Origin of the sequence: Bradyrhizobium archetypum (genome assembly GCF_013114835.1) — a bacterium.
In the GTDB taxonomy this organism is placed as follows: domain Bacteria; phylum Pseudomonadota; class Alphaproteobacteria; order Rhizobiales; family Xanthobacteraceae; genus Bradyrhizobium; species Bradyrhizobium archetypum.
Genome location: NZ_JAAVLW010000002.1, coordinates 273,436 through 287,157, shown reverse-complemented (window position 1 = coordinate 287,157; position 13,722 = coordinate 273,436). Strand labels below are relative to the sequence as shown.

Sequence of the window (13,722 nt, the reverse complement as noted above, 5' to 3'; positions counted from 1 at the left end):
GGCTCACGTGACACTCGCGGCTGCCGCAAGCGGCAACCCCGCGACCAGATTTTGCGGCTTCAACTTCACCAGCTTGTCGGCGCCCATGGCAAGGATGAGGTAGACCGGCTTGTCGCCGACCCGCTCATCCACCACACGCGTATCGTCGAAGGTCAGCCGCATCAAGGCGACGATTCGTTCGGCAATGCCGTTCTCCAGCCGCTCGCCCCGCCACAGCGCGTTGCCGATCCGCGTCGCCTCGCTGTCGAGACCGATGAACCAGCGCCAGTCGCGATCCTCGATCGTGGGGATATTTTCGACGCTGACGGCAATGCCGAGCAGATGCGCGATCCAGCGCTCGACGACCCGGCACAGCGCGGCGCGCGCCTTGGCGTTGCCGCCGAGATTCATGACCATTGCATGCGCGTCCGATCGCGACCAGTAGGTCCAGGCGTTTTCATCGTCCATCACGTCCATCTCGCCGAACGACTTCGGCCGCTGCAGCATGGCCGTCAGCGGCGACGAATGCAGGTCGTGCTCGGCGTGCTGCTCCGCCTCGATCACTTCGGCATCGGCAAGCAACAACGTGCCCTCGTGAACGGCGGCCAGTTGACTGCGATAGAACAGCTCCGCGGCGCGCAATATGTAAGGATCGTCGCAGCCTTCGAGCGCGTTGCGCAGGATCAGATGGCACAATTGCGACAGGAAGATCGGTGGCAGATCGCCGGCCCCTTTGCGCGCCAGAGCGACATAGACCGCCTCCAGCGACGGCGCCGCCAGCAGCCGGTCACGAAAATTCATCATGAAGGACCAGTTTTCGCGCGCGTCGGCATCGGCGAGCGCGGCAATATCCGCGCTCGACACCGGGCGCAGCGGATCGGTCATCAGGCTCGCATGCAGACGGCGCTCGGCCTCGCAGGCGTCGGCCGGCGGCATCAATTCGGGCCGCGCCAGATAGGCCATGATCAGTTCGGGCGTCGCGACGAGACCGCCGTGGTCGGCGCGGCGCGTGAGGTGGTGGCCCGAGGCGACCCAGAATTCTCTCATGTACGATCCGTCATGTACGATCCGTTTTGGCGTTGGTCCTGATCAGCCCGCGAAGATCGACCTCTTCAGCGGGTTCAACATCGCCTTCCACTTCATGGTAGGTAAAGGCGCTGGCATGGGTGTGCAACCGGTCGGCGTCCGCGGCGACGGGACGGGCTTTTAGGGTTCGAAAGCGTTCGCGGATTTCGCCACCTTCAACGTTGCGCTGAACGGCAAGCAGGGTCTGCGGCGGATGATCGCAGAGCGATGCCGCGAACGCGATCTCCTCCTCGGCGGCAAGCCGCGCGGCCTCCGCATCAGGCGCACCGAATTTCTCCAGCAACTGGGTTGCGAGCCGCTCGATCATAGCCTGCCGCTCCGCTTCGCTCGCTTCGGTAACAATGGCAAGCGTCGACCATCCAAGGCTGTTGATCCCAAGAAAGCCCGAGCGCAGCGCCACGCGCTGCTTGGAGCCGAGCGTCGCTGGATTCTGGTTCCAGAAAACGAACGCGCCGGAAACCGCCCATTCACCGGGTTCCGCCGCCCGCTCGAAAACAAAGGTATCCGACGGGTCCAGCCTGATGGTCCGCGGAAACTTTAGCATATCCGCCTCATCCGAATTTTGGACCGCGTGCCTGCGGATCATACCAAGCCGCGCGTCCAAGCGCATCCACAAGACTGCTCCTCTCCGGCGGTCCCCCACCCGCCGGCAGGCTGACCAGAAGATCGCCGTTGACGTCGATGCCCCGGCGCTCGCCGGCCTTGCTCTTGGGAAGCCGCTCCAGATAGTCACGCGCGATCGTCTCAAAACCGCGTTCCTTCCAGCGATCGAACGCGGCCATCAGGTGGCGGCTAAAACTTTCGATGATCGCGTCGGTATCGACCATCTCGAAACCTTCGCTCAGCAACGACACGCCTGCAGCCGCCTGCACCTCCGGAACATGCGCCATGGCGGCCGCCCGCAGGATCACACCGAAAACGAGCCATGATGGTATGTCGTCTTCGGTGCATTCAGCGGGCCAGCCAAGCCGCCCGCCGCCAAGCAATCCCGCGTCGAACCTGACCGCGTCAGGCCAGTCGAACATGACCTCCCGCTCCGGCGGACAATGGGCGGCAATCGCATCCGCCAGCGCATTCATGCCGGCAAACAACGCCCGGCGCGCCGATCTCAGCGGCTCGTCGGGTTCGAGCACCACGGCGAACTCGACCAGATCGTAACGGCGCACCCATACCAGCGTCCCCGCCCCCGCTTCCGCCGCGATCTCGCAAGCATGGGCAAAGGCGTCGCCGAGCTCGCGCAACGCGACCAAAGTATAACCGGGTGGCAAATCGAGCGTCTGTTCCATATCTGTTGGATGAAGGATCACGAGCGGCTAATCCCTAATTGCTCCATCGGTCGCCTGTGTAAGCTATTCCGTGCAAGTCGACCACGCGAGCGGGCTTTGTATCTTGCAGATATCCGTCCGAGCGGTTACCGCAGAACCGCAGGATGAAGCAACAACCCGCTTGATGCTCCGGGTTCAAGGTATTTCAAAATGAGTGCGGCGAAATCTCGCCTCCTGATTTGCAGTTGCGAGAAGACCGTGCCGGTCGACGCGGACGCGATCGGCCGTGGCTGCGCGGGGAAGATCACGCAGGCCAACCAGCTTTGCGGCCTCGATCTCGACCGCTTCAAGGAGGCACTTGCCGAGGGCGCGGCGATCACGGTTACCTGCACGCAGGAAGCGCCGTTGTTTCGAGAGGTCGCGGAGGATTCGCCGCAAGCCGAGCTCACCTTCGTCAACATCCGCGAAACCGGCGGCTGGTCGAAAGATGCCGCGGCAGCCGGCCCGAAAGCCGCTGCGCTGATTGCCGCGGCGGGCGAAGAGATGCCGCCCCTTTCGCTGGTGACGCTTGAAAGCAGCGGAGTTGCGCTGATCTATGGCCGCGACGAGGTCGCCGTCGAAGCGGCGCAGCGTCTCGCCGATCGTTTGGACATTACCGTGCTTCTGACCAGGCCCGGCGATGTGACGCCGCGCCGGACCAACGAGTTTCCCGTGCTGAAGGGTACGATCCGCAATGCACGCGGGCATCTCGGCGCGTTCGAACTTGCGATCGACGATTACGCGCTGCCTTCGCCCTCATCGCGTGCGAAGCTCGTGTTCGGCGCTTCGCGCGACGGCGCAAAATCCACCTGCGATCTGATCCTCGACCTCTCCGGCGGCACCCCGTTATTTCCCGCGCATGAATTGCGCCCGGGCTATCTGCGCGCCGATCCGCGCGACAAGGCCGCCGTCGAGCGTGCGATTGCGGAGGCAGGGAACCTTGTCGGCACGTTCGACAAGCCGCGCTTTGTCAATTTCGAGCCGTCGCTTTGCGCACATTCGCGCTCGTCCATCACCGGCTGCACGCGTTGCCTCGACCTGTGCCCGACCGGCGCGATCACACCGAACGGCAACGCCGTCGCGATAGATGCCAATACCTGCGCCGGCTGCGGCTCCTGCGCATCCGTATGTCCGACCGGCGCAGCCTCCTATGCGCTGCCGAGCGTCGACGCGCTGATGCGGCGCCTTCGGACGCTGCTGCAGACTTACCGCAAGGCCGGCGGCAGCGAGGCGGTGGTGTTGTTTCATGACGGCGAGCATGGCGAGGACATTATCGACGCGCTGGCGCGGTTCGGCGATGGCTTGCCGGCCAACGTACTGCCACTGCACGTCAACGAAGTAACGCAAGTTGGGCCGGAAATCATTGCGTCCGTCTTCGCCTATGGCGGCAGCGGTGCCGCGATGCTGACGCGGGCCAAGCCACGCCACGACATCACGGCGCTTCGCCGCGCGGTCGAAACATCAGATCAAATCGTCTCGGCGCTCGGCTTCGGTGCCGGCGTGATCCGGATCCTCGAGACCGACGATCCGGAGCAACTGCGCGCCATGTTGGATGCCGCGCCGCGCGGAATCGCGACGCAAAAGCCGGCCGGCTTCATGCCGCGTGGCGCCAAACGCGGCGTGCTGGAGACGACGTTCCGCGAGTTGCACCTCGCCGCGCCTGCGCCAGTCGATGTCGTGCCCCTGGCGCCGGGCGCGCCGTTCGGTACCGTGAAGCTGAATGTCGAGGGATGCACGCTGTGCCATGCCTGCGTCACCGCGTGTCCGAGCGGCGCGCTGTCAGATAATCCCGATCGCGCGATGCTGCGGTTCACCGAAAGCCTCTGCGTGCAGTGCGGGCTTTGCGAGGCGACCTGCCCCGAGAAGGTCATCACCATCGAGCCGCGCCTCGACTTCCAGGCCTGGAACACGCCGCACCGCGTATTGAAGGAAGAAGAGCCTTTCAACTGCATCGCCTGCGGCAAACCGTTTGGCACCAAGAGCTCGATCGAGCGGGTGCTGTCCAAGCTCGGCGGCGAGAAGCATTGGATGTTCCAGGGCGCCAACGCAAGGCGGCTCGACGTCATCAAGATGTGCGCGGATTGCCGCGTCGAAGCTGTCGTGAACGAGAGCTTCGATCCGCACGCAGCGCCGCAGCGCCCGCCCGTGATGTCGACGGAAGATTATCTGCGCGCGCGCAACGTAAAGAAGGACGATCCGCTTGGATCGTAAGCCATCCGTGTCCTCTACCGATCTCAAGGCCCGCGCGACGTCGAAAGCATCAGGCATTCCCGGCGTCAAGCACATCGTCGCGGTCGGCTCTGGCAAGGGCGGCGTCGGCAAGTCCACCACCTCCTGCAATCTCGCGCTCGGTTTTGCCGCGCTCGGACTGAAAACCGGCATTCTCGACGCCGACATTTACGGTCCGTCGCAACAAAAACTGTTCGGGCTGCGCGGCAAACCGCGGCAGCTCGGGCCGCGGATGCTGGAGCCGATGGAACGGTTCGGCGTCAAGGTGATGTCGATCGGCTTTCTGGTCGAGGAAGACAGCGCCATGATATGGCGCGGGCCGATGGTGATCTCGGCGATCACGCAGATGCTGCGCGAAGTCGCATGGGACGACCTCGACATTCTCGTCGTCGACCTGCCGCCCGGAACCGGCGACGCGCAGCTCACCATGGCACAGCAGGCGCCGCTCGCCGGCGCGATCATTGTCTCGACGCCGCAGGACATCGCGTTGATCGACGCGCGGCGCGGCATCGCGATGTTTCAGAAGGTGAGCATCCCGATCCTGGGCTTGATCGAGAACATGTCGAGCTTCTGCTGTCCGACCTGCAACCACGTCACGCCGATCTTCGGCCATGGCGGCGCGCGGACGGAAGCCGAACGCCGCGGCATTCCCTATCTCGGCGAGATCCCGCTCGATATGCAGATCCGTCAGACCTCCGACGATGGCCGTCCCATCGTCGCGGTCGAGCCTGATGGTATTCACGCGAAGCGTTACATCGGCATCGCCCGCGACATCTGGACTTCGATCATCACCAGCGCGGTGCACCGGCCGCCGCCGCGTATCGTCATCGAGTAGACTCGGCTGGGCAGCTCACGGGCTCATGAAGACCGGATCAATCCGCTCTGCCCCGCCGACGAGGCCGAGCGCCTGCAATTCCTCGCGGTGCCGATCGACGAGCAGAATCGACAGGATCGCGAAAAGCGACGCGACGACGTAAACCAGAAGTGGCGAAGCCGGTCGATCGGTCGCATCGACTTGCGCAGCCATGCGCTCCCGGGACAAGCTCCGCAACGGAGCCAGCAACCCCCGCAAAGCAAAGAGCATTCGGACCGTTCTTCGGTGCATCGTGCCTTGAGCTTAGATCGGCCGGCAAGCGATGTCGAGATTTGGGCATCAGCACATCGTGCCACACCTGCGAGCCGTCATGGCACGCCCATACGCGTGGACCAAAGCACGACGAGATCAGGTTCGGCCCGATGCAGCGTTGACCGCCAAACAAAATATCGAAAACAACCCCATGCAAAGTAGCCGTCAACGGCCAGCGTAGCAGGCGATCGACTGAACCTAACCTCATTGCTAACGCGCCTCTTCGAACCCACCAAGCACAGCGGTGAGATTGGCGCCAAGAATATCGGACAAGTAACCTCCCTCCTGCACGAAGACGGTCGGAAGGCCCAATTGGGCAATCGCCGCTCCGATGCGCCGGAAACCGGCCGTGGTCACGGCAAGGCCGGCGAGCGGGTCGTGCTCCGAGGCATCGAGGCCGAGCGCCACTACCAGCGCGCCCGGCGCAAAGGCGCGGATGGTTTTTTCCGCTTCCCCAATTGCCTTGATGTAGTCGTCGTCCCCGGTGCCTCGGGCTAAGGGAATGTTGAGGTTGGCGCCAAGGCCCCGACCGGCGCCGCGCTCATGCGCATAGCCCCACACAAAGGGATAGAAGAAGACGGGATCGGCATGGATCGACACCGTGAGTACGTCCGGTCGTTCGTAGAAGATGCCCTGCGTGCCGTTGCCGTGGTGCACGTCGACATCGAGGATCGCGACGCGCTCATGCTTCAGCCGCAGGTGGGCGGCTGCGACCGCGCTGTTGTTAAGGAAGCAGAAGCCGCCGGACATGTCGGCATAGGCGTGGTGACCCGGCGGCCGGCACAGCGCATAGACAGCGTCTTCTCCGTCCATGACGAGTTGCGCCGCAGTCGTGGCGACGTCGGTGGCGGCACAGGCGGCGGCGTAAGTGCCCTTGCCGATCGGAGCCGCCGTATCCGCCGCGTGCCAGCCGAGACGGCCGACGATATGGGTTGGATAGGTCGCGCCATAGCGAACGGGATGGATGTTGGCGATCATCTCCGAACCCGAATCACCAAGCGCGACCCAGGCGTCCCACGCTTCCTCCAGAAAACGCAGATATTCGGCGCTGTGGACGCGGGCGCGCGGCCCCTGGCCGAACACCGTTGGCTCCACAAGGGTGTGCTTGCCGGCTTTCAATCCCGCCAGCAAGCGGTCGGCGCGTTCGGGCTGCTCGGTGGTGCGCTTGACGACACCGCGCACCAGAAAGAATTGCGGATCGTGGCTTCGATGCAGTTCGGTATAGACGGCCTTCACACGGACACTCCGTTGGTTGGAAACAGGATGCCGCCCGGCGGCTCGGTGGCATTGCCGCTGGGCGTGGTGAGCTCGCGCACCAGCCTGCCGACTTCGCGCCAGGCATGGCCGATGTGGTAGTCGACATGGGCGGTGATGCGCTCGGGATGACCGGCTTCGATCGCAGCCAGCAGCGGCTCGTGCGTCCGCGCGATCTCGTGCGGATCATCGTAGAGGCGGCCGATCAGGCCGATGACCATGCGCAGCTCGGCTGCGAGATCATCGAACAGCCGTAGCAGGCGGCGATTGTCGGCGATTTCAAAGATCAGCCGATGGAAACGGTAATCCTCTTCCACCTGCCGGGCCGGGTCGTCGAGATCGGCGGTCCGATGCAGCACGTCGATTTGCCGCCGCAATATATTGCGCGATTCCGGAGAGAGACGCCGCGCCGCCAGCACGCTGGCGTGCCGCTCGATGCACAGACGCAAGTCGTAGATCTCGTCGATGTTTCTGATTTCGAGCTTGCGGACGAAAAAGCCGCGTCGCGGGCTCGCGACCAGGAGCCCCTGTTTTTCCAGGAGGCGCGCCGCCTCGCGCACTGGCGCGCGGCTGACGCCTAGTTCCCGGGCAATGCCGGCTTCCACCACTTTGGAGCCTGGTGGCAGCCGCCCCTGAACAATGGCCTGCATCAGGATGCGCGCGATCTGGCCGACCAGATCGCTGTCCGCAAGGGCCGGTAGTCCAACCGGAAGAGACATAGGCCGCATCGGCTAAACCCGCGCCAGTCTTTGGTCATTTTTTAATCGTCGATTGTCGACAGTTTAATCTTGCCCAAGTGCTGCACCGCACGCAAGCTGAAAAGGTCGAAATTCAGAAGGTGGAAATGACAAGCGCAGCCCACACCGCCGCGAAGGCCTGGCCGGCGGCGGACGACACGACCCTCCAATTCCGGATCGACCTTGCGGCCGCCTATCGGCTGATTCATCGGCTCGGTCTCGACGACAGCATCTACACCCACATCTCCGTTCGCCTTCCAGGCCGGCAGGACCGCTTCCTCATCAACCCCTACGGCCTGCGTTTCGAGGAAGTGACGGCGTCAAACCTCGTGACGGTCGACCTCGATGGCAACGTCATCAACGATCCGCTGGGGCTCGGCATCAATCCGGCCGGTTTTACTATTCACAGCGCGATCCATGCCGCGCGGCATGATGCGATCTGCGTCCTGCACACGCACACGGTCGCGGGCATCGCCATCGCCTGCCAGAAGCAGGGGCTGCTGCCGCTCAATCAATGGTCGCTGCAGTTCACCGGCTGCCTCGCCTACCACGACTATGAGGGCATCGCGCTCGATCTCGATGAGCGGTCGCGCCTGGTCGCCGATCTCGGCGACAAGTTCGTGATGGTCTTGCGCAATCACGGCATGCTGACCTGCGGACGCTCGGTCGCCGAAGCGTTCAAGCTGATGCACAATCTGGAACGCTCCTGCCGCGCGCAACTCGCCATCCAGTCATCTGGCGCCGAGATCGTCGAGCTCTCCGACGCGGTGGCCCGCAAGACCGCCGGCCAATACGCGACCTTCTACGACGCGATCGAACTCAATGGCGTGCCCGACAGCGAATGGGCCGCCTTCAAGCGGATGCTCGAGCGAACCGATCCCGACTTTGCGAACTGAAGACGCGCCTTCGATGGTGAGAGTGCGGAAGCTTTTTCTTAAACGAGGTATGCAATGTCCAAGCGTAAGATCTTGATCAGCCTCGCCACGACCTTCCTGCTGAGCACCGCGGCAGTGGCCGAGGGACCGAAGGCAGGCGGCGTCGTCAATGCCGTAATCCAGCCCGAGCCGCCGAGCCTGATGATGGGGCTGGTGCAGAACGGCCCGACGCAGATGGTGGCCGGCAACATCTATGAAGGGCTTTTGCGTTACAGCCCCAAGCTCGATCCGCTGCCCGGCCTCGCCGAAAGCTGGTCGGTCAGCGAGGACGGCAAGGTCTACACCTTCAAGCTCGTGAAGGGCGTCACCTGGCATGACGGTAAGCCATTCACCTCGGCCGACGTCCTGTTCTCGATCGAGTTCCTGAAACAGACGCACGCGCGCGCACGCGGCAATCTCGCGCAGCTCGACAAGGTCGAGGCACCGGACGAATCGACCGTCGTCTTCACGCTGAAGCAGCCGTTCGGCCCCTTCATCGGCATCTTCGAGGTCGGCTCGTTGCCGATGATCCCGAAGCACATCTATGAAGGCACCGATTTCAAGACCAACCCCGCCAACAATACGCCCATCGGCACCGGTCCCTTCATGTTCAGGGAATGGCAGAAGGGCTCGTTCATCCGTCTCGTCAAGAATCCGAGCTATCACGTCAAGGGCAAGCCGAATATCGACGATATCTATTGGCACGTGATCCCGGACGCCGCTGCGCGTTCCGTCGCCTACGAGACCGGCAAGGTCGACGTGCTGCCGGGCGGCTCGGTGGAAAATTTCGACGTGCCGCGCTTGAGCAAGCTGAAAAACACCTGCGTCACCGGTGCGGGCTGGGAATTCTTCAGCCCGCATTCCTGGCTTTGGCTCAACAACCGATCGGGTCCCACCGCGAACAAGAAATTCCGCCAGGCGCTGATGTTTGCGATCGATCGCAACATGGCCAAGGACGTGGTCTGGAACGGGCTCGGCAAGGTCGCCACGGGTCCATCAGGCTCGGCGATCAAGTACTACACCAGTGCCGTGCCGAAATACGATTACGATCCGGCCAAGGCGAAGGCCCTGCTCAAGGAAGCCGGCTATGCCGGCGAGAAGGTGCGCATGCTGCCGCTGCCCTATGGCGAGACGTGGCAGCGCTGGGCCGAGATGGTTCGCCAGAACCTGCAGGACGTCGGCATCAACGTCGAGATGATCGCGACCGACGTGCCCGGCTGGAACCAGAAGGTCAGCGAGTGGGACTACGACATCGCCTTCACCTATCTCTACCAATACGGCGATCCCGCCCTCGGCGTCGGCCGCAACTATGTCTCCACCCAGATCGCCAAGGGCTCGCCGTTCAACAATGTCGAAGGCTATTCGAATCCCGAAATCGATAAGCTGTTCGCCGACGGCGCGGTCGCCTTCCCCGATTCAGCGCGTGAAGAAATCTATGCCAAGGCGCAGAAGATCTTGGTCGAGGACGTGCCGGTAGCGTGGATGCTGGAGCTGCAGTTCCCGACCATCACCCGCTGCAGCGTCAAGAACCTGATCACGACCGGCATCGGCGTCAACGACGGTTTCCGCGACGCCTGGATCGAGAAGTAATCGCCCAATCGTCGGGCGTCAGGCTTCAGCTCTGACGTCCGCATAGCGCGCCTCCAACGCAAGCGACAGCCCATGATCTCCTTCATCGCCCAGCGGATCGCGAAGGCCATCATCGTCCTTCTCGCCCTCGTCGTCATGAACTTCTTCCTGATCCGGATGGCGCCGGGCGATCCCGCGGTGGTGATGGCGGGCGAAGCCGGCGCCGGCGACCAGCTCTTCATCGCCCAGCTCCGCGAAAAGTTCGGCCTCAACCAGCCGCTGCCGGTGCAACTGTTCCTGTACGTCAAGGGCATCGTCAGCCTCGACCTCGGATTCTCGTTTCGCCAGCAGATGCCGGTCGCAAAGCTGATCCTCGATCGCCTGCCGGCAACGCTGTTGCTGACGGGCACCGCATTTGCGATCTCGCTCGCCTTCGGCATCCTGTTCGGCGCATTGGCGGCGCGCTTTGCCGGCACTTGGGCCGACACCGCGATTACGGTGGCGGCGCTTATCTTCTATGCCACACCGCTGTTCTGGGTCGCGCTGATGGCGATCCTGTTGTTTTCGGTCACGATGGATTGGCTGCCGAGCTTCGGCTACGAGACGGTCGGCGCAGGCTACACGGGGCTGGCGCATGTGCTCGACGTCGCCGCCCATCTGATTCTGCCCGCGACGACGATCGGGCTATTTTTCATGGCGACCTACGCTCGGATGACGCGCGCGTCGATGCTGGAGGTTAACCGGCTCGACTTCGTCAAGACCGCGCGCGCCAAGGGTCTCTCGGATGCCGTGATCCAGCGCCGCCACGTGCTGCGCAACGCGCTGTTGCCGGTGGTCACGTTGGCGGGCCTGCAGGCCGGCACGCTGGTCGGCGGCGCCGTGCTGACCGAAACCGTGTTCGCCTGGCCCGGCATCGGCCGCCTGATGTATGAGGCGCTGCTGCAGCGCGACTACAATCTCCTGCTCGGCGTCTTCGTCGTCTGCTCGGCGATGGTATTGGCCTTCAACCTGATCACGGACCTCGTCTATCGTTCCGTCGACCCCCGCATCGAGTTCGCGTCATGAAACAGGCTTCGCGCGTGCTGCTGCGCAACCCCGGCGGCCTGATCGGCGTCACGATCCTCATCATTGCCGTCGCTGTGGCTTTATTCGGTCCCCTGCTGTTTCCGGCCTCGCCGTGGCGCATGGTGCAGCGGCCATTCCTGCCGCCGTTCACGCTTGCCGGCTTTCCGCTCGGCACCGACGCGCTCGGCCGCGACGTCATGGCGGGAATCATCTATGGCGCGCGTATCTCGCTGCTGGTCGGGCTGATCTCGACGCTGGCTTCGCTAGCGGTCGGCATCCCGCTCGGCGCGATCGCTGGATATTTCGGCGGCAAGATCGACGATGCCCTGATGCGATTCACCGAGTTCTTCCAGACCGTGCCGAGCTTTGCGCTAGCCATCGTGCTCGTCGCGATCATGCAGCCTTCGATCGTTTCCATTGTGGCGGCGATAGCCATCGTGAGTTGGCCGCCGGTCGCCCGGCTGGTGCGCGGCGAAGTGCTGTCGTTGCGGACGCGCGAATACGTCCAGGCAGCGGTGGTGACGGGCCAAACCAACTGGTGGATCATCTGGCGCGAAATCCTGCCGAACGCGCTGTCGCCGGTCATTGTCCTGGCCTCGCTGATGGTCGCGACCGCGATCCTGCTGGAATCCTCGCTCTCCTTCCTCGGGCTCGGCGATCCCAACCTGATGTCGTGGGGTTATATGGTCGGCGCCGGCCGCACCGTGATCCGTCAGGCCTGGTGGATCACCGTATTCCCCGGCATCGCCATTCTGGTCTCGGTGCTGGCGCTGAACCTGATCGGCGAAGGCCTCAACGACGCGCTCAACCCTCGCCTCGCCAAGGGAGGGCGCTGAGCATGACCGTCGTCGTCAAGAACCTGAAGCTGGCGCTGCCGCCCGGTGGTGATCGTGCTTACGCCGTGGACGACGTGTCGTTCGAACTTACAGCCGGAAAAATCCTCTGCATGGTCGGCGAATCTGGATCCGGCAAGTCGATGTGCGCGCACGCGCTGATGGGCCTGCTTCCGGATACGGTGATGGCCGAATCCGGAGAGATCCTGTTCGAAGGAAAGAACTTGCTCGCGCTCGGCCCCGCGGAATGGCTGGCGCTCCGTGGCCGCGGCATTGCGATGGTGTTCCAGGAGCCGATGACGGCGCTCAATCCGTTGATGCGGATCGGCGAGCAGATCGCCGAGATGTTCGAAGCGCACGATCGGTTGACGCCGAAGGAGCGGCAGCAAAAGGCCCTCGCTTTGATCCGCGAGGTTGGCCTGCCCGACCCCGAGCGCGCGGTGCGCGCCTATCCCCATCAACTGTCCGGCGGCCAGCGCCAGCGCGCCATGATCGCGATGGCGCTGGCGCTCGAGCCGGCCGTGCTGGTAGCCGACGAGCCGACCACCGCGCTCGATGTCACGACGCAGGCGCAGATCCTGAAGCTGATCCGCGACCTGCAGCGCCGCCGCAAGATGGCCGTCATGTTCATCACCCATGATTTCGGCGTCGTCGCCGAGATTGCCGATCGTGTGGTCGTGCTTCAGCACGGCAAGGTCGTCGAGCAAGGCACCGCCGACGACGTGCTGCGCCGCGCGCAACATCCCTACACCCGCGCCTTGCTGGCGGCCGTTCCCACCTTGCAGCCGCCGCAGCGGGCGCCGCTGCCCGATCGCAGCAAGGCGGTGGAAGTGATCGGCCTCGGCAAGACCTATGTCAGCGGCGGCGGCTGGTTTCGCAGCGAACGCCGCGTGCAGGCGGCCAAGGATGTCAGCTTCAACATCTTCCGCGGCGAGACGCTCGGCCTGGTCGGCGAATCCGGCTCGGGAAAGTCCTCGGTGGCGCGGCTTGTGATGCGGCTGATCGAGCCCGACGCCGGCACCATCCGCATCGGCGACGTCGATCTCACCCGGATCGGCGGCAAGGCGTTGCGCGAGCAGCGCCGCCGCATCCAGATGGTATTTCAGGATCCGTTCGCTTCCCTCAACCCGCGCCGCAAGGTCGGCAACATCATCATCGACGGGCCGATTGCGCATGGCGTCGATCCGGCGGCGGCCCGGAAGCGCGCCGGTGAACTGCTCAGCCTGGTCGGCCTCAATACGAGCGCGATGGAACGCTTCCCGCATGAATTCTCCGGCGGGCAACGGCAGCGCATCGGAATTGCGCGGGCGCTGGCGCTCGACCCCGAAATCCTGGTCGCCGACGAAGCGGTCTCAGCGCTTGATGTTTCCGTGCAGGCGCAGGTTCTGGAACTCCTGGAGGATTTGAAGGCCCGCCTAGGCCTGTCGATGCTGTTCATTACGCACGATCTGCGCGTCGCCGCACAGATTTGCGACCGCATCGCCGTGATGCAGCACGGCGCGATCGTCGAGCTTAAATCCGCGTCCCTGTTATTCGCGGCGCCCGAGCACGCCTATACGCGCGAGCTGCTTTCCGCCGTGCCCGGCCAGACGGCATCGTCCAAGGCGGCATGAACGGGATCATCGA

12 protein-coding genes and 1 pseudogene are annotated in these 13,722 nt (G+C 63.9%); 7 read left to right on the top strand and 6 right to left on the bottom strand.

Features of this window, described 5'->3' with window-relative positions; translation table 11 throughout:
- Positions 1-3: 3 nt before the first annotated feature.
- Genes HCN50_RS05785 through HCN50_RS05775 form a run of 3 tightly spaced genes read right to left on the bottom strand, consistent with a single transcriptional unit; the run spans position 4 to position 2,351 of the window.
- Positions 4-1,026, bottom strand: coding sequence for a DUF6352 family protein (locus HCN50_RS05785; protein WP_171708674.1), 1,023 nt, complete (start codon positions 1,024-1,026; stop codon positions 4-6).
- A gap of 10 nt (positions 1,027-1,036) precedes the next feature.
- Positions 1,037-1,609 (bottom strand): DUF6505 family protein, encoded by a 573-nt coding sequence (locus tag HCN50_RS05780; protein ID WP_171708673.1) that lies wholly within the window; start codon positions 1,607-1,609, stop codon positions 1,037-1,039.
- A gap of 7 nt (positions 1,610-1,616) precedes the next feature.
- Complete coding sequence (locus HCN50_RS05775) at positions 1,617-2,351, bottom strand: biotin/lipoate--protein ligase family protein (RefSeq protein ID WP_171709183.1); 735 nt, start codon at positions 2,349-2,351, stop codon at positions 1,617-1,619.
- Positions 2,352-2,540: 189 nt separating this feature from the next.
- Here HCN50_RS05775 and HCN50_RS05770 point away from each other — a divergent pair, with 189 nt between their 5' ends.
- Together HCN50_RS05770 and HCN50_RS05765 are read left to right on the top strand one after the other, a co-directional pair.
- Positions 2,541-4,580: a 4Fe-4S binding protein gene (locus HCN50_RS05770; RefSeq protein ID WP_171708672.1), complete on the top strand. Its 2,040-nt coding sequence runs from the start codon at positions 2,541-2,543 to the stop codon at positions 4,578-4,580.
- Between the two features lie 55 nt (positions 4,581-4,635).
- A pseudogene (locus HCN50_RS05765) lies at positions 4,636-5,433 on the top strand (Mrp/NBP35 family ATP-binding protein); the annotation flags it as partial.
- A gap of 15 nt (positions 5,434-5,448) precedes the next feature.
- On the opposite strand, the gene HCN50_RS05760 reads toward HCN50_RS05765, so the two are convergent.
- The 3 genes from HCN50_RS05760 to HCN50_RS05750 all read right to left on the bottom strand — a co-directional run bounded on the left by HCN50_RS05760 (position 5,449) and on the right by HCN50_RS05750 (position 7,697).
- On the bottom strand, positions 5,449-5,682 hold the full coding sequence (locus HCN50_RS05760) for a hypothetical protein (RefSeq protein ID WP_171708670.1): 234 nt from the start codon (positions 5,680-5,682) through the stop codon (positions 5,449-5,451).
- A 252-nt stretch (positions 5,683-5,934) separates the two neighbouring features.
- On the bottom strand, positions 5,935-6,960 hold the full coding sequence (locus tag HCN50_RS05755) for a histone deacetylase family protein (RefSeq protein WP_171708669.1): 1,026 nt from the start codon (positions 6,958-6,960) through the stop codon (positions 5,935-5,937).
- On the bottom strand, positions 6,957-7,697 hold the full coding sequence (locus tag HCN50_RS05750; RefSeq protein WP_235976797.1) for a GntR family transcriptional regulator: 741 nt from the start codon (positions 7,695-7,697) through the stop codon (positions 6,957-6,959). Before HCN50_RS05750 ends, HCN50_RS05755 begins: the two co-directional genes overlap by 4 nt.
- Positions 7,698-7,822: 125 nt before the next feature.
- Here HCN50_RS05750 and HCN50_RS05745 point away from each other — a divergent pair, with 125 nt between their 5' ends.
- The 5 genes from HCN50_RS05745 (at position 7,823) to HCN50_RS05725 (ending at position 13,709) form a co-directional block, all read left to right on the top strand.
- A complete protein-coding gene (locus tag HCN50_RS05745) occupies positions 7,823-8,611 on the top strand; it encodes a class II aldolase/adducin family protein (protein WP_171708667.1) in 789 nt (262 codons plus the stop codon).
- Positions 8,612-8,665: 54 nt separating this feature from the next.
- Positions 8,666-10,219: an ABC transporter substrate-binding protein gene (locus HCN50_RS05740; RefSeq protein WP_171708666.1), complete on the top strand. Its 1,554-nt coding sequence runs from the start codon at positions 8,666-8,668 to the stop codon at positions 10,217-10,219.
- A 72-nt stretch (positions 10,220-10,291) separates the two neighbouring features.
- Entirely contained in the window at positions 10,292-11,263 is a 972-nt protein-coding gene (locus HCN50_RS05735; RefSeq protein ID WP_171708665.1) for an ABC transporter permease, read from the top strand.
- Complete coding sequence (locus HCN50_RS05730; protein WP_171708664.1) at positions 11,260-12,099, top strand: ABC transporter permease; 840 nt, start codon at positions 11,260-11,262, stop codon at positions 12,097-12,099. The genes HCN50_RS05735 and HCN50_RS05730 overlap by 4 nt, the downstream gene beginning before the upstream one ends.
- A 2-nt stretch (positions 12,100-12,101) precedes the next feature.
- Positions 12,102-13,709: an ABC transporter ATP-binding protein gene (locus tag HCN50_RS05725; protein ID WP_171708663.1), complete on the top strand. Its 1,608-nt coding sequence runs from the start codon at positions 12,102-12,104 to the stop codon at positions 13,707-13,709.
- The last annotated feature ends 13 nt before the right edge of the window (positions 13,710-13,722 follow it).